The organism is Salmonella sp. GDC200615, from assembly GCF_050574145.1.
GTDB classification, from domain to species: domain Bacteria; phylum Pseudomonadota; class Gammaproteobacteria; order Enterobacterales; family Enterobacteriaceae; genus Salmonella; species Salmonella enterica.
In genome coordinates this window covers 3,113,133-3,139,841 of the sequence record NZ_CP192247.1, presented here as the reverse complement: position 1 = coordinate 3,139,841, position 26,709 = coordinate 3,113,133, and the positions used below count along the sequence as shown (strand labels likewise).

The 26,709-nt window shown below is 53.5% G+C and carries 25 protein-coding genes; 21 read left to right on the top strand and 4 right to left on the bottom strand.

The features are described 5' to 3' along the window. Positions 1–25: 25 nt before the first annotated feature. Positions 26–1,507: an MFS transporter gene (locus ACQ29O_RS15185; protein ID WP_253336116.1), complete on the bottom strand. Its 1,482-nt coding sequence runs from the start codon at positions 1,505–1,507 to the stop codon at positions 26–28. Between the two features lie 328 nt (positions 1,508–1,835). On the opposite strand from ACQ29O_RS15185, the gene ybgI reads away from it, so the two are divergent. From ybgI to nei, 5 genes are all read left to right on the top strand, one after another. After that, a complete protein-coding gene (ybgI, locus tag ACQ29O_RS15180) occupies positions 1,836–2,579 on the top strand; it encodes a radiation resistance protein YbgI (protein ID WP_000798844.1) in 744 nt (247 codons plus the stop codon). 15 nt (positions 2,580–2,594) lie between these two features. Beyond that, the gene (gene pxpB / locus ACQ29O_RS15175; protein WP_020937071.1) at positions 2,595–3,251 is read left to right on the top strand and encodes a 5-oxoprolinase subunit PxpB; all 657 of its coding nucleotides are present in this window, start codon (positions 2,595–2,597) and stop codon (positions 3,249–3,251) included. Next, positions 3,245–4,177 carry a 5-oxoprolinase subunit PxpC gene (gene pxpC, locus ACQ29O_RS15170; protein WP_000932039.1) on the top strand — a complete coding sequence of 311 codons (933 nt, stop codon included), beginning with the start codon at positions 3,245–3,247 and terminating at the stop codon, positions 4,175–4,177. Before pxpB ends, pxpC begins: the two co-directional genes overlap by 7 nt. After that, positions 4,167–4,832 carry a 5-oxoprolinase subunit PxpA gene (pxpA, locus tag ACQ29O_RS15165; RefSeq protein WP_001017926.1) on the top strand — a complete coding sequence of 222 codons (666 nt, stop codon included), beginning with the start codon at positions 4,167–4,169 and terminating at the stop codon, positions 4,830–4,832. The genes pxpC and pxpA overlap by 11 nt, the downstream gene beginning before the upstream one ends. Positions 4,833–4,953: 121 nt before the next feature. After that, a complete protein-coding gene (nei, locus tag ACQ29O_RS15160; protein ID WP_001113969.1) occupies positions 4,954–5,745 on the top strand; it encodes an endonuclease VIII in 792 nt (263 codons plus the stop codon). A gap of 54 nt (positions 5,746–5,799) precedes the next feature. Here nei and ACQ29O_RS15155 read toward each other — a convergent pair whose 3' ends face one another. From ACQ29O_RS15155 to ACQ29O_RS15145, 3 genes are all read right to left on the bottom strand, one after another. Then, positions 5,800–6,846, bottom strand: coding sequence for an AbrB family transcriptional regulator (locus ACQ29O_RS15155; RefSeq protein WP_253336114.1), 1,047 nt, complete (start codon positions 6,844–6,846; stop codon positions 5,800–5,802). Between the two features lie 136 nt (positions 6,847–6,982). Next, positions 6,983–8,266 (bottom strand): citrate synthase, encoded by a 1,284-nt coding sequence (locus ACQ29O_RS15150; protein ID WP_000785813.1) that lies wholly within the window; start codon positions 8,264–8,266, stop codon positions 6,983–6,985. A 225-nt stretch (positions 8,267–8,491) separates the two neighbouring features. Next, positions 8,492–8,623 carry a hypothetical protein gene (locus ACQ29O_RS15145; protein ID WP_418142699.1) on the bottom strand — a complete coding sequence of 44 codons (132 nt, stop codon included), beginning with the start codon at positions 8,621–8,623 and terminating at the stop codon, positions 8,492–8,494. Positions 8,624–9,005: 382 nt separating this feature from the next. Here ACQ29O_RS15145 and sdhC point away from each other — a divergent pair, with 382 nt between their 5' ends. From sdhC to tolA, 16 genes are all read left to right on the top strand, one after another. Next, positions 9,006–9,410, top strand: coding sequence for a succinate dehydrogenase cytochrome b556 subunit (sdhC, locus tag ACQ29O_RS15140; RefSeq protein ID WP_000263340.1), 405 nt, complete (start codon positions 9,006–9,008; stop codon positions 9,408–9,410). Then, complete coding sequence (gene sdhD / locus ACQ29O_RS15135; protein WP_000254356.1) at positions 9,404–9,751, top strand: succinate dehydrogenase membrane anchor subunit; 348 nt, start codon at positions 9,404–9,406, stop codon at positions 9,749–9,751. The genes sdhC and sdhD overlap by 7 nt, the downstream gene beginning before the upstream one ends. Further along, positions 9,751–11,517, top strand: coding sequence for a succinate dehydrogenase flavoprotein subunit (gene sdhA, locus ACQ29O_RS15130; protein WP_000775561.1), 1,767 nt, complete (start codon positions 9,751–9,753; stop codon positions 11,515–11,517). The genes sdhD and sdhA overlap by 1 nt, the downstream gene beginning before the upstream one ends. Before the next feature lie 16 nt (positions 11,518–11,533). Beyond that, positions 11,534–12,250 (top strand): succinate dehydrogenase iron-sulfur subunit SdhB, encoded by a 717-nt coding sequence (gene sdhB, locus ACQ29O_RS15125; protein WP_001537859.1) that lies wholly within the window; start codon positions 11,534–11,536, stop codon positions 12,248–12,250. A gap of 523 nt (positions 12,251–12,773) precedes the next feature. Continuing rightward, complete coding sequence (sucA, locus tag ACQ29O_RS15120) at positions 12,774–15,575, top strand: 2-oxoglutarate dehydrogenase E1 component (RefSeq protein WP_045161201.1); 2,802 nt, start codon at positions 12,774–12,776, stop codon at positions 15,573–15,575. 14 nt (positions 15,576–15,589) lie between these two features. Then, complete coding sequence (gene odhB / locus ACQ29O_RS15115) at positions 15,590–16,798, top strand: 2-oxoglutarate dehydrogenase complex dihydrolipoyllysine-residue succinyltransferase (RefSeq protein ID WP_000099858.1); 1,209 nt, start codon at positions 15,590–15,592, stop codon at positions 16,796–16,798. Positions 16,799–16,939: 141 nt separating this feature from the next. After that, complete coding sequence (gene sucC, locus ACQ29O_RS15110; protein WP_001048590.1) at positions 16,940–18,106, top strand: ADP-forming succinate--CoA ligase subunit beta; 1,167 nt, start codon at positions 16,940–16,942, stop codon at positions 18,104–18,106. Next, complete coding sequence (sucD, locus tag ACQ29O_RS15105) at positions 18,106–18,975, top strand: succinate--CoA ligase subunit alpha (RefSeq protein ID WP_000114630.1); 870 nt, start codon at positions 18,106–18,108, stop codon at positions 18,973–18,975. Before sucC ends, sucD begins: the two co-directional genes overlap by 1 nt. Before the next feature lie 1,582 nt (positions 18,976–20,557). After that, on the top strand, positions 20,558–22,126 hold the full coding sequence (cydA, locus tag ACQ29O_RS15100) for a cytochrome ubiquinol oxidase subunit I (RefSeq protein WP_000884366.1): 1,569 nt from the start codon (positions 20,558–20,560) through the stop codon (positions 22,124–22,126). 15 nt (positions 22,127–22,141) lie between these two features. Beyond that, positions 22,142–23,281 (top strand): cytochrome d ubiquinol oxidase subunit II, encoded by a 1,140-nt coding sequence (gene cydB / locus ACQ29O_RS15095; RefSeq protein ID WP_000568258.1) that lies wholly within the window; start codon positions 22,142–22,144, stop codon positions 23,279–23,281. A 14-nt stretch (positions 23,282–23,295) separates the two neighbouring features. Beyond that, on the top strand, positions 23,296–23,409 hold the full coding sequence (cydX, locus tag ACQ29O_RS15090) for a cytochrome bd-I oxidase subunit CydX (RefSeq protein ID WP_000270278.1): 114 nt from the start codon (positions 23,296–23,298) through the stop codon (positions 23,407–23,409). Continuing rightward, positions 23,409–23,702 carry a cyd operon protein YbgE gene (gene ybgE, locus ACQ29O_RS15085; protein ID WP_000148790.1) on the top strand — a complete coding sequence of 98 codons (294 nt, stop codon included), beginning with the start codon at positions 23,409–23,411 and terminating at the stop codon, positions 23,700–23,702. The genes cydX and ybgE overlap by 1 nt, the downstream gene beginning before the upstream one ends. A gap of 227 nt (positions 23,703–23,929) precedes the next feature. After that, complete coding sequence (gene ybgC / locus ACQ29O_RS15080) at positions 23,930–24,334, top strand: tol-pal system-associated acyl-CoA thioesterase (RefSeq protein ID WP_024143604.1); 405 nt, start codon at positions 23,930–23,932, stop codon at positions 24,332–24,334. After that, on the top strand, positions 24,331–25,023 hold the full coding sequence (gene tolQ, locus ACQ29O_RS15075; protein ID WP_020937069.1) for a Tol-Pal system protein TolQ: 693 nt from the start codon (positions 24,331–24,333) through the stop codon (positions 25,021–25,023). The genes ybgC and tolQ overlap by 4 nt, the downstream gene beginning before the upstream one ends. Positions 25,024–25,026: 3 nt before the next feature. Next, positions 25,027–25,455 carry a colicin uptake protein TolR gene (tolR, locus tag ACQ29O_RS15070; protein ID WP_000124676.1) on the top strand — a complete coding sequence of 143 codons (429 nt, stop codon included), beginning with the start codon at positions 25,027–25,029 and terminating at the stop codon, positions 25,453–25,455. A gap of 64 nt (positions 25,456–25,519) precedes the next feature. Continuing rightward, complete coding sequence (gene tolA / locus ACQ29O_RS15065; RefSeq protein WP_000030606.1) at positions 25,520–26,698, top strand: cell envelope integrity protein TolA; 1,179 nt, start codon at positions 25,520–25,522, stop codon at positions 26,696–26,698. The last annotated feature ends 11 nt before the right edge of the window (positions 26,699–26,709 follow it).

Here is a 26,709-nt window from a genome sequence, read left to right as displayed (position 1 = left end):
GCGCAAACTACCGGGCATTCTGCTATCAGGATTCGACGGCCAGCGCGCGGCTTTTGAATTTGAAGGACTGATACAGCCAAATCAGCAGGACAACCCCTACGCAGGCTAACGCGCCCCAGGTGATCTGTTCAAAAACATCCACATAGGCGTTGATGGCGTAATTAACCGCGCCGCTGGCGTCGAAGGCGCTTTGCGAGGTCTGGTCAGCGATGACGCCTGCCAGATAGTTAGCTATCGCGCCGGACAGCAGCATATAAATTCCGGTTAATACGCCGGTGACGCCGGGGATATCAATGCGCGTAATTTGCGACATGGCGACCGGGTCGATAAATAGCTCGGCAAAGCCCATCACCGCCAGTCCCAGCACCATTAGCGGCATTGAAGAGTGTCCGTAAGCGGCGGACCAGCGTGCGCTCAGGGTCAGAATACAGAATCCGGCGCTCATCAGACCGAGACCCAGCGCGAATTTGCCCCAGATACGCACGGTGCGATTACCGCTTACGCTCTCTTTAACCAGCCAGGCCAGGACGACCCCACACAGCATCACGGCAAAGGCGTTCACCGACTGGAACATGGCGGTAGGAACGGAATAGCCCAGAATATCGCGGTTCACAAAGCGGTCGATATACAGGCTGATAGAACTGCCGCCCTGCTGGGCAAACGCCCAGAACAGCATACTGAACAGGGTCAGGGTGACAATCAGCCCCAGTTCTTTGCGCTGTTTGGCCGTTTGCGCCTGGTGATAAATTTTTGCCAGCACGACCAGGCCGATCGCGGTCGCCACGATTAAGGCATAGACAGACCATTCTTTCCAGAACAGAACGGTAATCAGCAACGGCGCCGCTACCAGCAAAATTAACAGCCAGCCCCAGTTCGGCAGCAGGTAGTTTCTGGCGCACAACACGGCTTTATTCACGCCGGTGGTGTGGGTGAAATGACGATTTCCACACAGGAAGATCACTAACCCCGCAAGCATACCAATGGCGGCGAGCGCAAAGCCCATCGCCCAACTGTACTCCTCTTGCACATAGCCGCAGGCGATAGGCGCCACGATCGAACCAATATTGCCCGCTGCGTAAAGCAGCGAGAACCCGCCGTCGCGGCGCGGATCTTCCGGCTGGTACAGTTCGTCCAGCAGGCAGCTAATATTCGATTTAAACAGGCCGTAGCCGCAGACAATGATCGCCAGCGACAGATAAAGGAATGTCGGCGCGATCTCACTGGCGCCCAGCACTAAATGACCTATAGCCATTAAAAATGCGCCCAGCATGACTGCCATTCGGTTGCCAAGCACCTTATCCGCCAGATAGCCGCCAAGAATCGGCGTTACGTAGACCAGCGAACAATAAGCGCTGAATAACTCATAGGCGTGGTTATCGTCGTATTTTAGCTGATTGGTGAGATAAAGAATCAGTAGGGCGCGCATACCATAAAAGCTGAAGTACTCCCAAATTTGCAGGGCGACAACGTAGTAAATAGCGCGGGGTTGAGATGCTTGTTTATTCATCGTATTTCCGGGATAGAGACGCTGCGGCAAGAAAGCGGGCATCTCAGATAATGCCTTTCTTAGTGGGCTTATTAAGCCTGCCGCATCGCCGTGTTTCCTTAAAGTTACCAACATGATACAGAACTGATTTTTTCTGAAATATGCGTTCTGATTGCATAAATATACATGAAACCGATCGTGTTTTGCTAAGTAATTTGCGCCAAACCCGGGGGTGATTGTTTCTTGATGTGTCAAACAAATGTTTATCGACGAACGGCTAACAGGAGGCTATGTTAACGGAGGCTGAACCCGTAACGGGAAAGTAGAACGTGGGTTAAAGGGAGCGATGATGAAAAACACCGAGCTGGAACAACTGATTAACGACAAGCTGAACAGTGCGGCAATAAGCGATTATGCGCCGAATGGTTTACAGGTCGAAGGAAAAGAGACGGTACAGAAAATCGTTACCGGCGTGACCGCAAGTCAGGCGCTGCTCGATGAGGCGGTGCGTTTGCAGGCCGATGCGGTCATTGTTCATCATGGTTACTTCTGGAAAGGCGAGTCTCCGGTTATTCGCGGTATGAAACGCCGTCGCTTAAAAACGTTACTGGCAAATGATATTAACCTTTACGGTTGGCATCTGCCGCTGGATGCGCACCCTGAGCTGGGCAACAATGCGCAGTTGGCGGCGCTATTAGGCATTACCGTGAAAGGAGAAATTGAGCCGCTGGTGCCGTGGGGAGAGCTCTCAATGCCGGTGCCGGGGCTGGAACTGGCCTCATGGATTGAAGCGCGTCTGGGGCGTAAACCGCTATGGTGCGGCGATACCGGGCCAGAGAATGTGCAGCGTGTCGCCTGGTGTACCGGCGGCGGGCAAAGTTTTATTGATAGCGCCGCCCGCTTCGGCGTGGATGCTTTTATTACCGGCGAGGTGTCTGAACAGACCATTCATTCCGCGCGCGAACAGGGGCTGCATTTTTATGCCGCCGGGCACCATGCCACTGAACGCGGCGGTATTCGCGCCCTGAGCGAATGGTTGAACGAAAACACGGCGTTGGATGTGACGTTTATTGATATCCCTAACCCGGCATAACTGAGAGGTAATAAAGTGCAGCGAGCGCGTTGTTATCTGTTAGGCGAAACGGCGGTCGTTCTGGAACTTGAACCGCCGATTACGCTGGCGAGCCAGAAACGCATCTGGCGTCTGACGCAGCGTCTGGTCGATATGCCGAACGTGGTGGAAGCCATTCCCGGGATGAACAATATCACCGTGATCTTGCGGGAACCGCAAACCCTGGCGCTGGATGCGATTGAGCGTCTGCAGCGCTGGTGGGAAGAGAGCGAGGCGCTGGAGCCGGACTCGCGTTCGGTTGAGATCCCGGTGATCTATGGCGGCGCAGGCGGGCCGGATCTGGCGGCGGTGGCACGGCACAGCGGTTTGAGTGAAAAGCAGGTCGTGGAGCTACATGCCTCCGTTGAGTATGTCGTCTGGTTTTTAGGCTTTCAGCCTGGCTTTCCCTATCTTGGGAATTTACCAGAACCGCTCCATATGCCCAGACGCGCGGAGCCGCGCCTGCAGGTTCCGGCCGGTTCTGTCGGCATCGGCGGCGCGCAGACGGGGATTTATCCATTATCCACGCCGGGCGGCTGGCAGCTGATCGGCTTCACGCCGTTGAAGTTATTCGATCCGATGCGGGAGCCCCCGGTTCTGCTACGCCCTGGCGATAGCGTACGCTTTGTGCCGCAAAAGGAGGGAATATGCTGAATATTATTCGCGCGGGGATTTACACCTCCGTGCAGGATAGCGGGCGTCACGGCTTTCGTCAGTCGGGGCTGAGTCACTGCGGTGCGCTGGATAAACCCGCCTTTCAGACCGCTAATCTCCTGGTCGGGAACGATGCGAATGCCCCGGCGCTGGAAATCACTCTCGGTCAACTGGTTGTCGAATTTGAAAATGAGACCTGGTTCGCTCTTACCGGCGCAGGCTGCGAGGCGCAGTTGGATGATCAACCGGTCTGGACAGGCTGGCGATTGCCGGTAAAAGCGGGTCAACGTCTTACGCTGCATCGACCGCTTCACGGGATGCGTAGCTATCTGGCGGTGGCGGGCGGTATTGCTGTGCCGGAGGTAATGGGATCGTGTAGTACCGATCTGAAGTCCGGTATCGGTGGGCTGGAAGGACGGTTGCTAAAAGATGGCGATCGGTTGGCGATGGGTAAACCATCGCGACAGTTTAGCGGGCCGCAGGGCGTGAAGCAGTTACTGTGGGGGAATCGCATCCGTGCGCTGCCGGGGCCGGAATACCGTGAATTCGATCGCGCCTCGCAAGAAGCGTTCTGGCGTTCGCCGTGGCAACTCAGTCCGCAAAGTAATCGCATGGGCTATCGTTTGCAGGGTCAATCGTTAACGCGGACAACGGATCGCGAACTGCTGTCGCACGGTTTGCTGCCCGGTGTCGTGCAGGTGCCTTACAACGGCCAACCTATTGTGCTAATGAATGATGCCCAGACAACTGGCGGCTATCCGCGCATTGCCTGCATCATCGAGGCAGATATGTACCATCTGGCGCAGATCCCGCTAGGGCAACCGATCCATTTTGTGCAATGTTCGCTGGAAGAGGCGCTCAACGCGCGCCGCGAGCGTCAGCGCTATCTGGAACAGCTTACCTGGCGGCTTCAGCATGAACATTGATTTAAATGCGGATGTGGGCGAAGGCTGCGCCAGCGACAGCGAATTATTAACGCTGGTCTCCTCCGCCAATATCGCCTGTGGTTTTCACGCCGGTGATGCGCAAACCATGCTGACCAGCGTGCGCGAGGCGCTGAAAAACGGCGTGGCGATCGGCGCGCATCCCAGCTTTCCGGATCGGGATAATTTTGGGCGGACGGCGATGGCTTTGCCGCCGGAAACGGTATACGCCCAGACGCTGTACCAAATCGGCGCGCTGGGGGCGATTGTTCAGGCGCAAGGCAGCGTGATGCGCCATGTCAAACCGCACGGTATGCTCTATAACCAGGCGGCGAAAGATCCCCATCTGGCACAGGCGATTGCGAAAGCGGTACACGACTATGATCCGTCACTGATACTGGTTGGACTGGCGGGAAGTGAGCTGATCCGGGCCGGTGAGCGCCATCGCCTGGTGACGCGGCAGGAGGTGTTTGCCGATCGCGGCTATCAGGCCGACGGTAGCCTGGTGCCGCGCATGCAACCTGGCGCGCTGATTCACGACGAAGAGCAGGCGCTGGCGCAAACGGTGTGCATTCATGGCGACGGCGAGTATGCGCTTGCATTCGCTCGCAGGTTACGCGCCGCGTTCAATGCGCGTAATATACACGTTATTGCCTGAGAGCCCGACGATTGAAGCTATTATATTACGGCTGTGGATATTCATTATGGCGTTCGATGTGCATTCCCGATAGTCAGAGGCGGTGTAGTCCATTAATCAACTGTTAACAAAGGATATTATTATGCCTGAAGGCCCGGAAATTCGTCGTGCGGCGGATAATCTGGAGGCGGCAATCAAAGGCAAACCCTTAACCGATGTCTGGTTTGCCTTTGCACAGTTAAAACCGTATGAATCGCAGCTTACCGGTCAACTTGTTACCCGGATAGAGACGCGGGGAAAAGCGTTATTGACCCACTTTTCAAATGGCCTGACGCTCTACAGCCACAACCAACTCTATGGCGTATGGCGGGTGATCGATACTGGTGAAATACCGCAGACCACGCGTATATTGCGCGTCAGGCTACAAACGGCGGATAAAACTATTCTGCTTTATAGCGCGTCTGATATCGAAATGCTGACAGCAGAGCAGCTCACGACGCACCCTTTTTTACAGCGGGTCGGTCCGGATGTGCTGGACGCGCGTCTCACTCCGGAAGAGGTTAAAGCTCGATTGCTGTCGCCGCGTTTTCGCAACCGACAATTTTCTGGGCTGTTGCTGGATCAGGCCTTTCTGGCGGGATTGGGGAATTATCTGCGCGTTGAAATCCTCTGGCAGGTAGGGTTAACCGGACAGCATAAAGCGAAAGATCTCAACGAGGCGCAACTGAATGCGCTTTCTCACGCGCTGTTGGATATTCCGCGCCTGTCCTACACGACTCGCGGTCAGTCGGATGAAAACAAGCATCATGGCGCACTGTTTCGCTTTAAGGTTTTCCATCGTGACGGCGAAGCGTGCGAGCGGTGCGGCGGCATTATTGAAAAGACAACACTGTCCTCACGCCCGTTTTACTGGTGCCCGCATTGCCAGAAATAGCCGGAACCGCCATCGGCGAGCGGCTATTGCCTGATGGCGCGACGCTTATCAGCCCTACAAAGGTTGTCTGGGCGCATAGGTTGATATAAAACGGGCCACTGCTGGCCCAGTTAACAGAATGCTGAACAGCCGTAGGGTTTGCATTGCCATGATGAGCGCCATATCGGCACTGCTTCCTGCCGCGATCGCGGCAACCGTATCCAGACCACCGGGACTGGTGGCGAGATAAGCCGTCATAAAATCAATCTGCATGTAGTAAGCCATTCCCCACGCCATCGCGGCGCAAATCGCCATCAGCGCGAAAATTGACAATAAGATTTGCGGCAATGGCCGCAGCGCCATAAAAAACACCTGTCTGTCAAAACCCAGCCCAATACGCCAGCCTATCGCCATATACGCCACGGCCAGCAGCCATTCGGGTAATTCAATTTCAATGATGCCTTGCGAATGGAGAATCGCGCCTGCCAACATGGGGAGCAGCATCGTGCCGGAAGGGATACGCAACAGGCGACCGGCAATGCCCGCCACGATCGCTAATAGCAGCGTCGTCAATAAATTACCGCTAAGCGGTGGAAACCAGATCACCTGTTGGCTGACCGCTGCCGCGCTGTCGCCGAGTATCAGGCGTGTCACCAGCACCGCCGCGCCAGCCACAAACAGTACCCGTAGATACTGCATAAACGTCACCAGGCGGATATCCGCCCCGTAATCTTGCGCCATCGCTACCATTGCCGCCGCGCCGCCCGGCGAAGACCCCCATGCGCCGGTGTTGCCGGGCAGCGAGCTGTAGCGTACCAGCAGCCAGCCGACTATCGCGCTGGAAAGCAGCGTCACCAGCAACACTAAAAGCACGACCGGCCAGTAGAGGGCGAGGGTGGTCAATATCGAACCGGTTAGATTTTGGGCGATCATACAGCCGAGAATCGCCTGCGCGGCGAGAAAAATACCGCGCGGAAGTTGTAGCGTACTACCTCGCAAACTCAACACGATACCCGCAATCATTGGACCGAGCAGCATCGCCGCCGGAAGGTGCAGCCAGAGAAAAATAAGGGAAATGAGCAGCGATAACAGGAACAACAAAAACCACTGCAGAATCGGCATTCCATGCTCCCTGAATGATATTTAGCGAAACCTTAATTAATCATAGAGAGTAACGGGGTAAGAATAAAATAATGAGGATAAGAAAAAAGGGAAAATGTACCGGATGGCGAGGGTTGCGTCGCCATCCGGTTGTCAATTAACGCTTCAGCGCCGATTTAAAATCGCGTTTATCGTAGCCGGTATACAGCTGACGAGGACGGGCGATTTTCATGCCGTCAGTGTGCATTTCATTCCAGTGTGCAATCCAGCCAACGGTACGCGCCATGGAGAAGATCACGGTGAACATGGAGGACGGAATGCCCATCGCTTTCAGAATGATGCCGGAGTAGAAGTCTACGTTCGGGTACAGTTTCTTCTCGATGAAGTACGGGTCGTTGAGCGCAATGTGCTCAAGCTCCATCGCCACTTCCAGCAGATCATCTTTGGTGCCCAGCTCTTTCAGCACTTCATGGCAGGTTTCACGCATCACGGTGGCGCGCGGATCGTAGTTTTTGTAAACACGGTGACCGAAGCCCATCAGGCGGAAAGAATCATTCTTGTCTTTCGCACGGCGAACAAATTCCGGAATGTGTTTAACAGAGCTGATTTCTTCCAGCATTTTCAGCGCGGCTTCGTTGGCGCCGCCGTGCGCGGGTCCCCACAGGGAGGCGATCCCGGCGGCAATGCAGGCGAATGGGTTGGCGCCGCTTGAACCTGCGGTACGTACCGTTGACGTTGAGGCGTTCTGCTCATGGTCAGCGTGCAGGATCAGAATACGGTCCATCGCGCGCTCCAGTACCGGATTCACTTCATAGGTTTCACACGGCGTGGAGAACATCATGTTCAGGAAGTTACCGGCGTAGGAAAGGTCGTTGCGCGGATAAACAAACGGCTGACCGATGGAATATTTGTAACACATCGCCGCCATGGTCGGCATTTTGGACAGCAGGCGGAACGCCGCGATTTCACGGTGGCGCGGATTGTTCACATCCAGCGAGTCGTGGTAGAACGCCGCCAGCGCGCCAGTGATCCCGCACATTACCGCCATCGGATGTGAGTCGCGACGGAAAGCATGGAACAGGCGAGTGATTTGCTCATGGATCATCGTATGGCGGGTGACTGTCGTTCTGAACTCGTCATACTCTTCCTGCGTCGGTTTTTCGCCGTACAGCAGGATGTAACAGACTTCCAGATAGTTGGAATCGGTAGCAAGCTGGTCAATCGGGAAACCGCGATGCAACAAAATGCCTTCGTCGCCGTCGATGAAGGTGATTTTAGATTCGCAGGATGCGGTAGAGGTGAAACCAGGGTCAAAAGTAAAAACTCCTTTTGAACCGAGACTACGAATATCAATAACATCTTGACCGAGTGTACCTTTTAGCACATCCAGTTCAATAGCAGTGTCACCAGTAAGGGTGATTTTTGCCTTTGTATCAGCCATTTACGGTCTCCTTAGCGCCTTATTGCTTAAGACTGCCGGAACTCAGACTTGCCTTCTCCACGTCATCTTCCTCGTCGTTAGTGCAGGGAAGATTCTGTGTATGCATCAATCAACCGTTACCAGTTTGTTATTTGGCTCGCCGCTCTGTGAAAGAGGGGATGACCTGGGTACAGAGCAATGGGCGCTTGCAGGTAACGGCTTGATTAATTTCGAATTAGCAGCAAATCAGGAACGTAGCAATCCGAGTAATGTAACCTGTCTATCACTAATAACTGTCCTGAAAGAATGGGTCAATATCATTGTACTGTTACATAACTTATTAACAGGTGAAAGAGTGACCCCATAACTTTTACGCATTATATGCTTTTTCTGGTGTCGTTTGTAACAATTTTGTTTAATGTTTGTCAAATCAGATGATTGAAAATTAAAAAAATGTTGTTATCGTGACCTGTGTCACTGTTCAGGATAAAACCCGACAAACTATATGTAGGTTAATTGTAATGATTTTGTGAACGTCCTATACTGCCGCCAGGTCTCCGGAATACCCTGCAATCCCGAGCCACCCAGCGTTGTAACGTGTCGTTTTAGCTACTGGAAGCAGTGTTTTACATGACGCGCAGTTATAGAAAGGACGCTGTCTGACCCGCACGCAGACCGGAGGAAGGAAATCCCGTCGTCTTTCTGGCTACAGGTAGATTCACCTCTGTAACCGAAGTCTTAAGGGAATAATAAGAACAGCATGTGGGCGTTATTCATGATAAGAAATGTGAAAAAACAAAGACCTGTCAATCTGGATCTACAAACGATTCGGTTCCCCATCACAGCGATAGCGTCCATTCTCCATCGCGTATCCGGTGTGATTACTTTCATCGCCGTCGGCATACTACTGTGGCTACTGGGCACCAGCCTCTCTTCTCCGGAAGGATTCCAGCAGGCCGCCGATATCATGGACGGCTTCATCGTTAAATTTATCATGTGGGGCATCCTTACCGCGCTGGCGTATCACGTCATCGTGGGAATTCGTCACATGTTAATGGATTTTGGCTATCTGGAAGAAACATTCGAAGCGGGTCAACGCTCTGCCAAAATCTCTTTTGTTATCACTGTCGTGCTTTCACTTCTCGCAGGAGTCCTCGTATGGTAAGCAACGCCTCCGCATTAGGACGCAATGGCGTACATGACTTCATCCTGGTCCGTGCTACCGCTATCGTTCTGACGTTATACATCATCTACATGGTGGGTTTTTTCGCCACGAGTGGCGAACTGACCTTTGAAGCCTGGACCGGTTTCTTCTCATCGGCCTTCACCAAAGTCTTCACCCTGCTGGCGCTTTTTTCCATCTTGATTCATGCCTGGATCGGCATGTGGCAGGTGTTAACCGACTACGTTAAACCACTGGCAGTGCGTCTGATACTGCAACTCGTTATTGTTGTTGCGCTGGTGGTTTACGTCATCTATGGATTTGTTGTGGTGTGGGGTGTGTAATGAAACTGCCAGTCAGAGAATTTGATGCTGTTGTGATTGGTGCCGGTGGCGCAGGTATGCGCGCGGCGCTGCAAATTTCCCAGAGCGGCCAAACCTGTGCGCTGCTCTCGAAAGTCTTCCCGACCCGTTCCCATACCGTTTCCGCGCAGGGCGGTATCACCGTGGCGCTCGGCAATACCCATGAAGATAACTGGGAATGGCACATGTACGATACCGTAAAAGGGTCGGACTACATTGGTGACCAGGATGCTATCGAATATATGTGTAAGACCGGACCGGAAGCGATTCTGGAACTGGAGCACATGGGGCTACCGTTCTCCCGTCTTGATGATGGACGTATCTATCAGCGCCCGTTCGGCGGCCAGTCGAAAAACTTTGGCGGCGAGCAGGCGGCACGTACCGCGGCGGCGGCTGACCGTACCGGTCACGCCTTGCTGCACACGTTGTATCAACAGAATTTGAAAAACCACACCACGATTTTCTCCGAATGGTATGCGCTGGATCTGGTGAAAAACCAGGATGGCGCGGTGGTGGGGTGTACCGCACTGTGCATCGAAACCGGTGAAGTGGTGTACTTCAAAGCCCGCGCGACGGTGCTGGCGACCGGCGGCGCAGGCCGTATCTACCAGTCCACCACCAACGCTCACATCAACACCGGTGACGGTGTCGGTATGGCGCTGCGTGCCGGTGTCCCGGTGCAGGACATGGAAATGTGGCAGTTCCACCCGACCGGCATCGCCGGGGCGGGCGTGCTGGTGACAGAAGGCTGCCGCGGCGAAGGCGGTTACCTGCTGAACAAACACGGCGAGCGCTTTATGGAGCGTTATGCGCCGAATGCCAAAGACCTGGCGGGTCGTGACGTGGTGGCGCGTTCCATCATGATCGAAATCCGTGAAGGCCGCGGCTGTGATGGTCCGTGGGGGCCGCACGCTAAACTGAAACTGGATCACCTGGGTAAAGAGGTGCTGGAATCTCGCCTGCCGGGTATCCTGGAGCTGTCCCGTACTTTCGCCCACGTTGACCCGGTGAAAGAGCCGATTCCGGTTATCCCGACCTGCCACTACATGATGGGCGGTATTCCGACTAAAGTGACCGGTCAGGCGCTGACCGTGAACGAGCAGGGCGAAGACGTGGTCATTCCGGGGCTGTTTGCGGTAGGCGAAATCGCCTGTGTATCGGTTCACGGCGCCAACCGTCTGGGCGGTAACTCACTGCTGGATCTGGTGGTCTTTGGCCGCGCGGCGGGGCTGCATTTACAGGAATCCATCGCCGAGCAGGGCGTGCTGCGCGACGCCAGCGAGTCTGACGTTGAAGGTTCTCTGGAGCGCCTGAATCGCTGGAACAATAACCGCAATGGCGAAGATCCGGTGGCTATCCGCAAAGCGTTGCAGGAGTGTATGCAGCATAACTTCTCCGTATTCCGTGAAGGCGACGCGATGGCGAAAGGGCTTGAGCAGTTGAAAGTGATCCGCGAGCGTCTGAAAAACGCCCGTCTGGATGACACGTCCAGCGAGTTTAATACCCAGCGTGTTGAGTGTCTGGAGCTGGATAACCTGATGGAAACCGCCTACGCCACTGCCGTATCAGCCAACTTCCGAACGGAAAGCCGCGGCGCGCATAGCCGCTTCGATTTCCCGGAGCGTGATGATGCCAACTGGTTGTGTCATACCCTGTATCAGCCGCAAACGGAATCCATGACGCGCCGAAGCGTCAATATGGAGCCGAAACTGCGTCCGGCGTTCCCGCCGAAGATTCGTACTTATTAATTGCGGAGACAGGATGATGAAACTCGAATTTTCGATTTATCGTTATAACCCGGATGTCGATAACGCTCCGCGTATGCAGGATTACACCCTGGAAGGCGAAGAAGGGCGCGACATGATGCTGCTGGATGCGTTAATCCAGCTTAAAGAAAAAGATCCCAGCCTTTCTTTCCGTCGTTCCTGCCGCGAAGGTGTGTGCGGTTCTGATGGTTTGAATATGAACGGTAAGAATGGTCTGGCCTGTATTACCCCTATTTCGGCGCTGACTCAGCCGGGTAAGAAGATTGTGATTCGCCCGCTGCCCGGTTTGCCGGTGATCCGCGATTTGGTGGTAGACATGGGGCAATTCTACGCACAATATGAGAAGATTAAGCCTTACTTATTGAATAATGGGCAAAATCCACCGGCTCGTGAGCATCTGCAGATGCCGGAGCAGCGTGAAAAACTCGATGGGCTGTATGAATGTATTCTTTGCGCCTGTTGCTCAACATCCTGCCCGTCATTCTGGTGGAACCCGGATAAGTTTATCGGTCCGGCGGGGCTGCTCGCGGCGTATCGATTCCTGATCGATAGTCGTGATACCGAGACCGACAGTCGTCTGGAAGGGATGAGCGATGCATTCAGCGTATTCCGCTGTCACAGCATTATGAACTGCGTCAGTGTATGTCCTAAGGGACTAAACCCGACGCGCGCTATCGGCCATATTAAGTCGATGCTGTTGCAGCGTAGCGCATAAGTAGTTGTAGTGGTTGCCGGATGGCGATGTACCGTCTTATCAGGCCTACAGGCGCAACCCCGTAGGCCTGATAAGCGCAGCGCCATCAGGCAATAGAAGTGCAGGAAACCTCTAAAAACTGCCATATGATTAGTAATAATCGAGATGTTCAGAGCGAGACAAGGCGCGGTCTGAACGAATCTTCGGGAGCATAGTTAACTATGTGACCGGAGTGAGCGAAGGCCGCAACGCAGTCGTAGCCTGAACAGCGAAGATTATTAGACAGTTTTTAAAGGTTCCTTAGCGGACGCAGATGACACGACAGTCCGCAACAAGTGAACCCCGGCACGCATACAGCGTATGCGTGGTTAGTATCCACGGCGAAATACTCGTCATAGTTCACGTTGCATGTGCGTTGGCTGCACTTGCTCACCCCGGTCACTTACTGGATGTAAGCTCCCAGGGATTTGCAAGCTTGCCGCCTTCCTGAAACGTGACCTATTTAGAGTATTAAATAAGCAGAAAAGATGCTTAAGGGATCACGATGCAGAACAGCGCTTTGAAAGCCTGGTTGGACTCTTCTTACCTCTCTGGTTCGAATCAGAGCTGGATAGAACAGCTCTATGAAGACTTTTTAACCGATCCTGACTCGGTAGACGCTAACTGGCGTTTGACGTTCCAGCAGTTACCTGGTACCGGAGTCAAACCGGATCAACTCCATTCAAAAACACGTGAATATTTCCGGCGGCAGGCGTTGGCTGGCTCACGTCACTCTTCTACGATTTCCGACCCTGACACCAATGTGAAGCAGGTTAAAGTCCTGCAGCTTATTAACGCTTATCGTTTCCGTGGCCATCAGCATGCAAACCTCGATCCGCTGGGTCTGTGGAAACAAGAACGCGTGGCGGATCTGGACCCTTCTTTCCATGATTTGACCGAGGCCGATTTCCAGGAAACCTTCAATGTCGGCTCCTTTGCCAGCGGCAAAGAGACGATGAAGCTGGGCGAGCTGCTCGACGCGCTCAAACAGACCTACTGCGGCCCGATTGGCGCTGAGTATATGCACATCACCAGCACCGAAGAGAAACGCTGGATCCAACAGCGCATCGAATCCGGTCGTGCGGCCTTTAGCGCTGACGAGAAAAAACGCTTCCTGAACGAACTGACCGCCGCTGAAGGGCTAGAACGTTATCTGGGTGCCAAATTCCCGGGTGCGAAACGTTTCTCGCTCGAGGGGGGAGATGCGCTGATACCCATGCTGAAAGAGATGGTTCGCCATGCGGGTAACAGCGGCACTCGCGAAGTGGTGCTGGGGATGGCGCACCGCGGTCGCCTGAACGTGCTGATCAACGTACTGGGTAAAAAACCGCAGGATCTGTTCGACGAATTTGCCGGTAAGCATAAAGAACATCTGGGTACCGGCGACGTGAAGTATCACATGGGCTTCTCGTCAGATATCGAAACCGAAGGCGGTCTGGTTCACCTGGCGCTGGCGTTTAACCCATCGCATCTGGAAATTGTGAGCCCGGTGGTGATGGGCTCCGTGCGCGCCCGTCTGGACAGACTGGACGAACCGAGCAGCAACAAAGTGTTGCCGATCACTATTCACGGCGACGCCGCGGTGACCGGCCAGGGCGTGGTTCAGGAAACCCTGAACATGTCGAAAGCGCGCGGTTACGAAGTGGGCGGTACGGTACGTATCGTTATCAACAACCAGGTGGGCTTCACCACCTCTAACCCACTGGATGCGCGTTCAACGCCTTACTGCACCGATATCGGTAAAATGGTCCAGGCGCCGATTTTCCACGTCAATGCGGACGATCCGGAAGCCGTCGCTTTTGTGACCCGTCTGGCGCTGGACTTCCGTAACACCTTTAAACGCGATGTGTTCATCGATCTGGTGTGCTACCGCCGTCACGGCCACAACGAAGCCGACGAGCCAAGCGCAACCCAGCCGCTGATGTACCAGAAAATCAAAAAGCATCCGACGCCGCGTAAAATCTACGCCGACAAGCTGGAAGCGGACAAAGTCGCGACGCTGGAAGATGCCACCGAAATGGTTAACCTCTATCGCGATGCGCTGGATGCAGGCGAATGCGTGGTGAAAGAGTGGCGTCCGATGAATATGCACTCGTTCACCTGGTCGCCGTATCTAAACCACGAATGGGATGAAGCATACCCGAACAAGGTAGAAATGAAGCGTCTGCAGGAGCTGGCAAAACGTATCAGCACCGTGCCGGAAGCCATTGAAATGCAGTCTCGCGTGGCGAAAATTTATGGCGACCGTCAGGCAATGGCGGCAGGCGAGAAATTGTTTGACTGGGGCGGTGCGGAAAATCTGGCTTACGCCACGCTGGTCGATGAAGGCATTCCGGTGCGCCTGTCCGGGGAAGACTCCGGTCGCGGCACCTTCTTCCATCGTCATGCGGTGATCCACAACCAGACGAACGGCTCAACGTATACGCCGTTGCAGCATATTCACAGCGGTCAGGGACAGTTTAAAGTCTGGGACTCCGTGCTGTCTGAAGAAGCGGTACTGGCTTTTGAATACGGTTATGCCACGGCGGAACCACGTACCCTGACTATCTGGGAAGCGCAGTTTGGCGATTTTGCCAACGGCGCGCAGGTAGTGATTGACCAGTTCATCTCCTCCGGCGAGCAGAAATGGGGCCGGATGTGCGGTCTGGTGATGCTGTTGCCGCATGGCTATGAAGGGCAGGGCCCGGAGCACTCTTCCGCGCGTCTGGAACGTTATCTGCAACTTTGCGCCGAGCAGAATATGCAGGTTTGCGTGCCGTCCACCCCGGCGCAGGTCTACCATATGCTGCGCCGTCAGGCGCTGCGCGGGATGCGTCGTCCGCTGGTGGTGATGTCGCCGAAATCGCTGCTGCGTCACCCGCTGGCGGTTTCCACGCTTGATGAACTGGCGAACGGTTCCTTCCAGCCGGCCATTAGCGAAATTGACGAGCTGGACCCTAAAGCCGTAAAACGCGTGGTAATGTGTTCTGGTAAGGTTTATTACGACCTGCTGGAACAACGTCGCAAAAACGACCAGAAAGATGTCGCTATCGTGCGCATCGAACAGCTCTATCCGTTCCCGCATAAAGCGGTGCAGGAAGCGCTGCAACCATACGCTCACGTCCATGATTTTGTCTGGTGCCAGGAAGAGCCGCTCAACCAGGGCGCATGGTACTGCAGTCAGCATCATTTCCGTGAAGTGATTCCGTTTGGGGCCGCTCTGCGTTATGCAGGTCGCCCGGCCTCCGCCTCTCCGGCGGTAGGGTATATGTCCGTTCACCAGAAACAGCAACAAGATCTGGTTAATGACGCGCTGAACGTCGATTAAATAAAGGATAAATAATGAGTAGCGTAGATATTCTTGTTCCCGACCTGCCTGAGTCCGTAGCGGACGCGACCGTCGCCACCTGGCATAAAAAACCGGGTGATGCGGTTGTTCGTGACGAAGTGCTGGTAGAAATCGAAACTGACAAAGTGGTACTGGAAGTACCGGCATCAGCGGACGGCATTCTGGATGCGGTTCTGGAAGAGGAGGGGACGACTGTCACCTCTCGCCAGATCCTGGGTCGCCTGCGTGAAGGCAACAGCGCGGGTAAAGAGACCAGCGCCAAATCTGAAGAGAAAGCGTCTACGCCGGCACAGCGCCAGCAGGCGTCGCTGGAAGAACAAAACAACGATGCGCTCAGCCCGGCGATCCGTCGCCTGCTGGCTGAACACAATCTGGAAGCCAGCGCCATTAAAGGCACTGGTGTGGGTGGGCGTCTGACCCGTGAAGATGTGGAAAAACATCTGGCGAAAGGCGAGTCTAAAGCACCCGCTGTTGAACCTGCAGCACAACCCGCTCTGGGCGCGCGCGGCGAAAAACGCGTGCCAATGACCCGCCTGCGCAAGCGCGTGGCCGAGCGTCTGCTGGAAGCGAAAAATTCTACCGCCATGCTGACGACCTTCAATGAAGTCAACATGAAGCCGATTATGGATTTGCGTAAGCAGTATGGCGAAGTGTTTGAAAAACGTCATGGTATCCGCCTGGGCTTTATGTCCTTCTACGTGAAAGCGGTAGTGGAAGCGCTGAAGCGTTATCCGGAAGTGAACGCCTCTATCGACGGCGATGACGTGGTGTACCACAACTACTTTGATGTGAGCATGGCGGTGTCTACGCCGCGCGGCCTGGTCACGCCGGTCCTGCGTGACGTGGATACGCTGGGCATGGCTGACATTGAGAAAAAAATTAAAGAACTGGCTGTCAAAGGCCGCGACGGCAAGCTGACCGTAGAAGACCTGACCGGCGGTAACTTTACCATTACCAACGGCGGCGTATTCGGTTCGCTGATGTCTACCCCGATCATCAACCCGCCGCAGAGCGCGATTCTGGGAATGCATGCTATTAAAGACAGGCCGATGGCGGTGGATGGCAAGGTGGAAATCCTGCCGATGATGTACCTGGCGCTCTCTTACGATCATCGCCTGATCGATGGTCGCGAATCCGTGGGCTTCCTGGTCACCATCAAAGAGTTGCTGGAAGATCCGACCCGTCTGCTGTTGGACGTGTAGTCAGCAAGAGCATCACCTGCTACCTGTAGGCCGGATAAGGCGTTCACGCCGCCATCCGGCGATGGTGTAATGCCTGATGGCGCGCAGCTTTCAGGCCTACAGGTCTAAAGATAACGATTACCTGAAGGATGGACAGAACACATGAACTTACATGAATATCAGGCAAAACAACTTTTTGCCCGCTATGGCTTACCGGCGCCGGTGGGTTATGCCTGTACTACTCCGCGTGAAGCCGAAGAAGCCGCGTCTAAAATCGGTGCCGGCCCGTGGGTAGTGAAATGTCAGGTTCACGCTGGCGGCCGCGGCAAAGCGGGCGGTGTGAAGGTAGTAAAAAGTAAAGAAGAGATTCGCGCCTTTGCGGAAAACTGGCTGGGCAAACGTCTGGTGACCTATCAAACAGACGCTAATGGCCAACCGGTAAACCAGATTCTGGTTGAAGCGGCGACCGACATCGGCAAAGAACTGTACCTCGGCGCGGTGGTTGACCGTAGTTCTCGTCGCGTGGTCTTTATGGCATCTACCGAAGGCGGCGTAGAGATCGAAAAAGTCGCGGAGGAAACCCCGCATCTGATCCATAAAGTCGCGCTCGATCCGCTGACCGGCCCGATGCCGTATCAGGGACGGGAACTGGCGTTCAAATTGGGTCTGGAAGGTAAACTGGTGCAGCAGTTCACCAAAATCTTTATGGGCCTGGCAACCATTTTCCTTGAGCGCGACCTGGCGCTAATCGAAATTAATCCGCTGGTGATCACTAAGCAGGGCGATCTGATTTGCCTCGACGGCAAGCTGGGCGCTGACGGCAACGCGCTGTTCCGCCAGCCGGATCTGCGTGAAATGCGTGACCAGTCTCAGGAAGACCCGCGTGAAGCGCAGGCGGCGCAGTGGGAACTGAACTACGTCGCGCTGGACGGCAACATCGGTTGCATGGTGAACGGCGCGGGCCTGGCGATGGGCACCATGGACATCGTTAAGCTGCATGGCGGCGAACCGGCTAACTTCCTTGACGTGGGCGGCGGCGCAACCAAAGAGCGCGTCACCGAAGCGTTTAAAATCATCCTCTCGGATGACAACGTGAAAGCGGTTCTGGTTAACATCTTCGGCGGTATCGTCCGTTGTGACCTGATTGCCGACGGTATCATCGGCGCGGTGGAAGAAGTGGGCGTGAACGTTCCGGTGGTGGTGCGTCTGGAAGGCAACAACGCCGAACTCGGCGCGAAGAAACTGGCTGACAGTGGCCTGAATATTATTGCAGCGAAAAGTCTGACGGATGCAGCTCAGCAGGTTGTTGCCGCAGTGGAGGGGAAATAATGTCCGTTTTAATTAATAAAGATACCAAGGTTATCTGCCAGGGCTTCACCGGTAGCCAGGGGACTTTCCACTCCGAACAGGCGATTGCTTACGGTACGCAAATGGTCGGCGGCGTAACGCCGGGCAAAGGCGGCACCACGCATCTGGGTCTGCCGGTGTTCAACACCGTGCGCGAAGCGGTAGAAGCCACCGGTGCGACCGCATCCGCTATCTACGTGCCGGCGCCGTTCTGCAAAGACTCCATTCTGGAAGCGATCGACGCAGGCATCAAACTGATTATCACCATCACCGAAGGTATTCCGACGCTGGATATGCTGACCGTGAAAGTGAAGCTGGACGAAGCGGGCGTACGCATGATCGGCCCGAACTGCCCAGGTGTGATCACCCCGGGCGAATGCAAAATCGGCATCATGCCGGGTCACATTCATAAGCCGGGTAAAGTGGGTATCGTTTCCCGTTCCGGCACGCTGACCTATGAAGCGGTTAAGCAGACCACCGACTACGGTTTCGGCCAGTCCACCTGCGTGGGTATCGGCGGCGACCCGATTCCGGGCTCTAACTTCATCGACATCCTGAAACTGTTCCAGGAAGATCCGCAGACTGAAGCGATCGTGATGATCGGCGAGATCGGCGGTAGCGCAGAAGAAGAAGCGGCTGCTTATATTAAAGAACACGTGACCAAGCCGGTTGTTGGCTATATCGCGGGTGTTACCGCGCCGAAAGGCAAACGTATGGGCCACGCTGGCGCCATCATTGCCGGTGGTAAAGGCACTGCGGATGAAAAATTCGCCGCACTGGAAGCCGCAGGCGTGAAAACCGTTCGCAGCCTGGCCGATATCGGCGAAGCGCTGAAAGCAATTATAAAATAAAACTCGCTGTTCTTGCGGGAACAGATAAATGTCCGTTTTCGACATGGTTGGCCACCTTTACGGTGGCCTTTTTTATGGCTTTATTGTTTGTGGCAAAGTACGGGTGAAGCATCCGGGATATAAAATTATTGGCTTTGTAAATATTGAGCTATAGGAAAATGATGCCTCATTAAAAAAACATGGTGGAGTCTAAAAATAATTGATAATAACCGTCTGGCAGCGGCAGTAAATTTACTCAGTTTGCCGGTTAACTCTTTTGCAGCAAATACAGATGCTGTCTTAGTGAAAGACCTGCCGACCTCATCGGAGACGGATTATGCGCTTTCCGCCATGAAAAAAGCGCATCGCAGCATTACACTATGTTGACGCTAACCTCTATAGTAAATTGACGCTTGACTCTGTGGCCGCGCATGTTTGCCTGAGCGCGAACTACATGTCTCCTCAGATGTATCGCGCTTACACAGACTGCTTGTTTAATGGCAGAATAAAACAGCTATTTTAATCATAAGAGTACCGACATTATTTCCATGAAGTATTAAAGGTATCGTTTAATAAATCATATGAACTTTTGCTGGTTAAAAGAGGTTAACTTTAAAAATTATTAAGAACTTATTGGCACTATTCGTTCGTGATTAATTATGTCTAAAGGGTATTTATGGCTGCGAATAAACAGAATTATCACTATGAGTGACGTAGAAATTGAGGGTAAATCTGTGAAGGTGATAACAGAATCTTCGCTATAATAATTATGGAGAGGTAAATACGGTGTTGTTGAAATAAAGAAAAATTAGCGAATAAAATGTTTGATCCTGGCTATCTGGAAGGCTTATTAGCGATAATTAAGGCGATAACCTGGCAAGATGATCCTGGCCGTTAGTCGTCGGGAAAGGGAAGTTGGGGCAGGGTAATCCCGGTGGGATGATGGCGCGTGTGCAATGAGATAGTTTCTTTGCGGTGTTAATTATAAGTAAAATAAAAATAGACTAAATGTATAAAATAATAAGTGTTGATAACCTGCAGAAAAAATCTGTGAGCTATTTAGCAATAATTGAACATCAATGTGGAATGTTTTTTACTGGATGCGGGGCAGTAAAAAACGCACAAAATGTTTAGCCTTATCGAATAAGCATCTTTTTACAGGGGGTTGGAAATTACTCTTTGCAAAAACAAAAAGTTAACAAAAAATTCACCATGCATTCAATGAATAAACATTATTAACATTAACTTCAAAAATTGATTTTAATCAATATTTAAATGTTGGAAAAGAGCATCAAAACTGGTTAAATTGTCCGTGATCAAATTCCCTGAAAAGCGATAGATTAGCCATAAATTGATCGCTGTCGAAAAAAGCAAATCTGACCCACTAAAAACCTGTTTATTGTAAGGGTTTTACGGCGTAATATATTTGCGGGATCAATTTGGGTTTTTTATTAACATGTTTGTAACCTTTCATCATTACTGTTTCCTTCCCGAGGGGATAGTACGATGAGAGGCCGCAAATAAATTTGTATTGGGGCATGCGTGTGACCCTTTCTAACGGGGTTCACTCTCGGAGTCTTCATGCGATGAGCAAGGAGTCATGATGTTAGATATAGTCGAACTGTCGCGCTTACAGTTTGCCTTGACCGCGATGTACCACTTCCTGTTTGTGCCGCTAACGCTCGGTATGGCGTTCCTGCTGGCCATTATGGAAACGGTATACGTCCTTTCCGGCAAACAGATTTATAAAGATATGACCAAGTTCTGGGGCAAGTTGTTTGGTATCAACTTTGCTCTGGGTGTGGCTACCGGTTTGACCATGGAGTTCCAGTTCGGGACAAACTGGTCGTACTACTCCCACTATGTTGGGGACATCTTCGGTGCGCCGCTGGCCATCGAAGGTTTGATGGCCTTCTTCCTCGAATCCACCTTTGTAGGTCTGTTCTTCTTCGGCTGGGATCGTCTGAGTAAAGTTCAGCATATGTGCGTCACCTGGCTGGTGGCTCTGGGGTCCAACCTCTCCGCGTTGTGGATTCTGGTAGCGAACGGCTGGATGCAAAACCCAATCGCTGCGGATTTCAATTTCGAAACCATGCGTATGGAAATGGTGAGCTTCTCTGAACTGGTGCTGAACCCGGTAGCACAGGTGAAATTTGTTCATACTGTGGCGTCCGGCTATGTCACCGGCGCGATGTTCATCCTCGGTATCAGCGCTTACTACATGCTGAAAGGTCGTGACTTCGCCTTTGCTAAACGCTCCTTTGCTATTGCCGCCAGCTTCGGTATGGCTGCCGTACTGTCCGTTATCGTACTCGGCGACGAATCCGGTTACGAAATGGGCGACGTGCAGAAAACCAAGCTCGCTGCGATTGAAGCTGAATGGGAAACGCAACTTGCTCCGGCCTCCTTTACCTTGTTCGGTATTCCTGACCAGGACAAACAGGAAAACCATCTGGCGATTCAGATCCCTTATGCGCTCGGTATTATCGCTACGCGTTCCGTGGACACGCCGGTTATTGGCCTGAAAGATCTCATGGTTCAGCATGAAGAGCGTATCCGTAACGGGATGAAAGCCTATGAACTGCTGGAGCAGCTGCGCGCCGGTTCTACCGACCAGGCCGTTCGCGACCAGTTCAACAGCATGAAGAAAGATCTCGGTTACGGCCTGCTGCTGAAACGCTATACGCCTAATGTGACTGACGCGACCGAAGCGCAGATCCAGCAAGCGACGAAAGATTCCATTCCTCGCGTTGCGCCGCTGTACTTCGCTTTCCGTATCATGGTGGCGTGCGGCTTCCTGCTGCTGGCGATCATCGCACTTTCCTTCTGGAGCGTGATTCGTAACCGCATCGGTGAGAAAAAATGGCTGTTGCGCGCGGCGCTATACGGTATTCCACTGCCGTGGATTGCGGTTGAAGCAGGTTGGTTCGTCGCCGAGTATGGTCGTCAGCCGTGGGCGATCGGCGAAGTGTTGCCGACAGCCGTGGCGAACTCATCGCTGACCGTAGGCGATCTGCTGTTCTCCATGCTCCTGATTTGCGGCCTGTATACCCTGTTCCTGGTGGCAGAATTGTTCCTGATGTTCAAATTTGCACGCCTTGGCCCAAGCAGCCTGAAAACCGGTCGCTATCACTTTGAGCAGTCCACCGTGACTTCTCAGCCGGCACGCTAAGACAGGAGTCGTCAAATGATCGATTATGAAGTACTACGTTTTATCTGGTGGCTGCTGGTTGGCATTTTGCTAATTGGTTTCGCTGTCACCGATGGGTTCGACATGGGGGTGGGGATGCTCACCCGTTTCCTCGGTCGTAACGACACCGAACGTCGAATTATGATTAACTCTATCGCCCCGCACTGGGACGGTAACCAGGTGTGGTTGATCACCGCGGGCGGTGCGTTGTTTGCTGCCTGGCCGATGGTTTACGCCGCGGCGTTCTCCGGTTTCTATGTAGCGATGATCCTGGTGCTGGCGTCTTTGTTCTTCCGTCCGGTCGGTTTTGATTACCGTTCCAAGATTGAAGACCCGCGCTGGCGCAACATGTGGGACTGGGGCGTGTTCATCGGTAGCTTTGTGCCGCCGCTGGTGATTGGCGTGGCCTTTGGCAACCTGTTGCAGGGCGTACCGTTCCACGTGGATGAGTATCTGCGTCTGTACTACACCGGTAACTTCTTCCAGTTGCTGAACCCGTTTGGTCTGCTGGCGGGTATCGTAAGCGTAGGGATGATCATCACGCAGGGGGCGACTTACCTGCAAATGCGCACCGTTGGCGAACTGCACCTGCGCGCGCGCGCCACCTCGCAGATTGCGGCGCTGGTGACATTAGTGTGCTTTGCGCTGGCGGGCGTTTGGGTAATGTATGGTATTGATGGTTATGTCGTGACATCCGCGATTGACCATCATGCCGCCTCTAACCCGCTGACTAAAGAAGTGGCGCGTGAAGCTGGCGCCTGGCTGGTGAACTTTAATAATGCTCCGATCCTGTGGTTGGTTCCGGCTCTGGGCGTGGTTCTGCCGCTGCTGACTATCCTGACTTCCCGTATGGAGAAAGGCGCGTGGGCATTCCTGTTCTCTTCGCTGACCCTGGCCTGCATTATTCTGACGGCGGGTATCGCTATGTTCCCATTTGTGATGCCGTCCAGCACGATGATGAATGCCAGCCTGACCATGTGGGATGCGACATCCAGCCAGATGACACTGAACCTGATGACCTGGGTTGCGGCGGTGTTCGTACCGATCATTCTGATCTACACCAGCTGGTGTTACTGGAAAATGTTCGGTCGTATCACTAAAGAACATATTGAAAGCAACACCCACTCTCTGTACTAAGTAAGGAGCTTAAAATGTGGTATTTCGCATGGATTCTGGGAACGCTTCTTGCCTGTGCATTCGGGATCATTACCGCCCTGGCGCTTGAGCACGTTGAAGCGGGTAAAACCGGTCAAGAAGAAAGCTAATGACCCATATTATCGCAAAACTGTATGCGGTAATGGACAAGCGCCCGTTAAGGGCGCTTTCCTTTGTGATGGCGATAGTGCTGGCAGGATGTATGTTCTGGGACCCGTCACGGTTTGCCGCCAGGACCAGCACGCTTGAAATCTGGCACGGATTATTGCTGATGTGGGCGGTTTGCGCAGGCATAATCCACGGCGTGGGTTTTCGCCCTGAATCCGTACACTGGCAAGGGATTTTTTGTCCGCTCCTTGCGGATATCGTCCTTATCGTCGGCCTGATTTTCTTCTTCTTGTGAATAAGAAACCTCCTTAAAAATATAGGGGCTTGCATAAGCCCATATATTTTTACTCTCCCTTAACTTCCCCCATTCCCAAGCCTCATTCCCACGCGTATAGTAGCAACGTTTAAAAGCTCTACTTTTGTTGCATTACCGGGATATAAAGTGAATACAAGGCGATATACAACGGCATTCTTGAGGCATTACGGCGGCAAGCGGATGACGCCAATAAAGAGGCTGCAGGGATGAATAAGTATATGTTTCGATGGCCAATTCGAGTTTATTACGAAGACACGGACGCCGGCGGTGTGGTTTATCACGCCAGCTATGTCGCTTTTTATGAAAGAGCGCGCACGGAGATGCTGCGTCACCATCACTTCAGCCAACAGGTGCTGCTGGCGGAGCGGGTCGCCTTTGTGGTGCGCAAGATGACTCTGGAATACTATGCGCCTGCGCGGCTCGACGATATGCTTGAAGTTCAAACAGAAATTACGTCAATGCGTGGCACCGCTTTGGTTTTCACGCAACGCATTGTCAACGCAGAGAACACGCTGCTAAATGAAGCAGAGGTTCTGATTTTTTGCGTTGATCCACTCAAAATGAAGCCTTGTGCGCTTCCTAAGTCTATTGTCGCGGAGTTTAAGCAGTGACTGACATGAATATCCTTGATTTGTTCCTGAAGGCAAGCCTTCTGGTTAAACTTATCATGTTGATTTTGATTGGTTTTTCAATAGCATCCTGGGCCATCATTATCCAGCGAACGCGTATTCTGAACGCCGCTGCGCGTGAGGCGGAAGCGTTTGAAGATAAATTCTGGTCCGGAATCGAACTATCACGTCTGTACCAGGAAAGCCAGGGGAGGCGCGATAGTCTGTCGGGCTCGGAACAAATCTTTTATAGCGGGCTCAAAGAGTTTGTCCGGCTCCATCGCGCCAACAGCCATGCGCCGGAGGCAGTGGTAGAGGGGGCGTCGCGTGCGATGCGCATCTCCATGAACCGAGAGCTGGAAACGCTGGAAACGCATATCCCGTTTCTTGGCACGGTAGGCTCAATCAGTCCTTATATCGGTCTGTTTGGCACCGTATGGGGGATTATGCATGCGTTTATCGCCCTGGGCGCGGTGAAACAGGCGACTCTGCAAATGGTTGCGCCGGGTATTGCCGAAGCATTGATTGCCACGGCGATTGGTCTGTTTGCCGCCATCCCTGCGGTTATGGCTTACAACCGACTGAATCAGCGCGTGAACAAGCTGGAACTGAATTACGACAACTTTATGGAAGAGTTCACCGCGATTCTGCACCGCCAGGCGTTTACCGTAAGCGAAAGCAACAAGGGGTAAGCCATGGCCAGAACGCGTGGACGAGGTCGTCGCGAACTTAAGTCCGAAATCAATATTGTACCGCTACTCGACGTACTGTTGGTGTTGCTGCTGATCTTTATGGCAACCGCGCCGATCATTACCCAGAGCGTGGAGGTCGACTTGCCGGAGGCGAATCAGTCGCAGGCGGTCAGTAGTAACGACGATCCACCGGTCATTATTGAGGTTTCCGGAGTAGGGCAATACAGCGTAGTGGTTGATAAAGATCGAATGGATCAACTGCCGTCTGAACAGGTGATCGCAGAAGTAAAGCGTCATCTGCAGGCTAATCCGAAAACAGTCTTTTTAATCGGCGGCGCGAAAGAGGTGCCGTACGATGAAATAATTAAAGCGCTGAACTTGTTACACAGCGCGGGCGTAAAATCGGTTGGCTTAATGACGCAGCCAATCTGAAGTCTGCGTCCCGTTGGCTTGAAAGACGGCGAGTAACAGGCGAACAGTTTTTTGGGAACCGAGAGTGTCAAAGGCAACCGAACAAAACGACAAGCTCAAACGGGCGATAATTATTTCAGCCGTGCTGCATATCATCTTATTTGCAGTGCTGATCTGGAGTTCGTTTGATGAGCATATAGAGGCTTCTGCCGGCGGCGGCGGTGGTTCCGCTATCGACGCGGTGATGGTCGATCCTGGCGCCGTTGTGCAGCAGTACAACCGTCAGCAGGATCAACAGGCCAGCGCCAGACGCGCGGAAGAAGAGCGTAAAAAGCTGCAACAGCAGCAAGCAGAGGAGCTGCAGCAGAAGCAGGCTGCCGAACAGGAGCGGTTGAAACAACTTGAGAAAGAACGTTTAGCGGCTCAGGAGCAGCAAAAGCAGGCTGAAGAAGCGGCAAAACTGGCGCAACAGCAGCAGCAACAGGTCGAAGAAGCGGCGAAAGCGGCGGCGGACGCGAAGAAAAAAGCGGAGGCCGAAGCGGCGAAAGCGGCGGCGGACGCGAAGAAGAAAGCGGAAGCCGAGGCGGCGAAAGCGGCGGCGGACGCGAAGAAGAAAGCGGAAGCCGAGGCGGTAAAAGCGGCAGCGGACGCGAAGAAGAAAGCGGAAGCCGAAGCGGCGAAAGCGGCGGCGGAGGCGAAGAAGAAAGCGGAAGCCGAAGCGGCGAAAGCGGCGGCGGAGGCGAAGAAGAAAGCGGATGCCGAGGCGGCGAAAGCGGCGGCGGAGGCGAAGAAGAAAGCGGATGCCGCGGCGGCGAAAGCAGCGGCGGACGCTAAGAAGAAAGCGGCTGCCGAAAAAGCGGCCGCCGCAGAAGGCGTCGACGATCTGCTTGGCGATCTCAGCTCGGGTAAGAATGCGCCGAAAACCGGCGGCGGCGCGAAAGGGAATGGTCAGCCATCGAAAGATAGCGGTACATCGGGCGCTAACGGTGGGGCGACAGGCGCTGATATCAGCGCCTACGCGAAACAGATTCAGGTCGCCATTCAGAGCCGTCTGTATGATGCGAGCCTGTATCAGGGCAAACAATGTGTCTTGCATATTAGCCTGGCGCCGGATGGCTCATTAAAAAGCATTACGTCTGAGGGCGGCGATCCGGCGCTTTGTCAGGCGGCGTTAATGGCGGCAAAAACCGCGAAAATTCCTAAACCGCCAAGCCAGGCTGTTTATGAGAAAATAAAGGATGCCAAACTAGACTTTAAACTGTAGATACTTTTCTT

Bases quoted from the DNA above. Each gene is read 5' to 3' on its own strand.
- ACQ29O_RS15185 (WP_253336116.1), bottom strand. From the start codon at position 1,507: ATGAATAAACAAGCATCTCAACCCCGCGCTATTTACTACGTTGTCGCC.
- ybgI (WP_000798844.1), top strand. From the start codon at position 1,836: ATGAAAAACACCGAGCTGGAACAACTGATTAACGACAAGCTGAACAGT.
- pxpC (WP_000932039.1), top strand. From the start codon at position 3,245: ATGCTGAATATTATTCGCGCGGGGATTTACACCTCCGTGCAGGATAGC.
- pxpA (WP_001017926.1), top strand. From the start codon at position 4,167: ATGAACATTGATTTAAATGCGGATGTGGGCGAAGGCTGCGCCAGCGAC.
- nei (WP_001113969.1), top strand. From the start codon at position 4,954: ATGCCTGAAGGCCCGGAAATTCGTCGTGCGGCGGATAATCTGGAGGCG.
- ACQ29O_RS15155 (WP_253336114.1), bottom strand. From the start codon at position 6,846: ATGCCGATTCTGCAGTGGTTTTTGTTGTTCCTGTTATCGCTGCTCATT.
- ACQ29O_RS15150 (WP_000785813.1), bottom strand. From the start codon at position 8,266: ATGGCTGATACAAAGGCAAAAATCACCCTTACTGGTGACACTGCTATT.
- ACQ29O_RS15145 (WP_418142699.1), bottom strand. From the start codon at position 8,623: ATGCGTAAAAGTTATGGGGTCACTCTTTCACCTGTTAATAAGTTATGT.
- sdhC (WP_000263340.1), top strand. From the start codon at position 9,006: ATGTGGGCGTTATTCATGATAAGAAATGTGAAAAAACAAAGACCTGTC.
- sdhD (WP_000254356.1), top strand. From the start codon at position 9,404: ATGGTAAGCAACGCCTCCGCATTAGGACGCAATGGCGTACATGACTTC.
- sdhA (WP_000775561.1), top strand. From the start codon at position 9,751: ATGAAACTGCCAGTCAGAGAATTTGATGCTGTTGTGATTGGTGCCGGT.
- sdhB (WP_001537859.1), top strand. From the start codon at position 11,534: ATGAAACTCGAATTTTCGATTTATCGTTATAACCCGGATGTCGATAAC.
- sucA (WP_045161201.1), top strand. From the start codon at position 12,774: ATGCAGAACAGCGCTTTGAAAGCCTGGTTGGACTCTTCTTACCTCTCT.
- odhB (WP_000099858.1), top strand. From the start codon at position 15,590: ATGAGTAGCGTAGATATTCTTGTTCCCGACCTGCCTGAGTCCGTAGCG.
- sucC (WP_001048590.1), top strand. From the start codon at position 16,940: ATGAACTTACATGAATATCAGGCAAAACAACTTTTTGCCCGCTATGGC.
- sucD (WP_000114630.1), top strand. From the start codon at position 18,106: ATGTCCGTTTTAATTAATAAAGATACCAAGGTTATCTGCCAGGGCTTC.
- cydA (WP_000884366.1), top strand. From the start codon at position 20,558: ATGTTAGATATAGTCGAACTGTCGCGCTTACAGTTTGCCTTGACCGCG.
- cydB (WP_000568258.1), top strand. From the start codon at position 22,142: ATGATCGATTATGAAGTACTACGTTTTATCTGGTGGCTGCTGGTTGGC.
- cydX (WP_000270278.1), top strand. From the start codon at position 23,296: ATGTGGTATTTCGCATGGATTCTGGGAACGCTTCTTGCCTGTGCATTC.
- ybgE (WP_000148790.1), top strand. From the start codon at position 23,409: ATGACCCATATTATCGCAAAACTGTATGCGGTAATGGACAAGCGCCCG.
- ybgC (WP_024143604.1), top strand. From the start codon at position 23,930: ATGAATAAGTATATGTTTCGATGGCCAATTCGAGTTTATTACGAAGAC.
- tolR (WP_000124676.1), top strand. From the start codon at position 25,027: ATGGCCAGAACGCGTGGACGAGGTCGTCGCGAACTTAAGTCCGAAATC.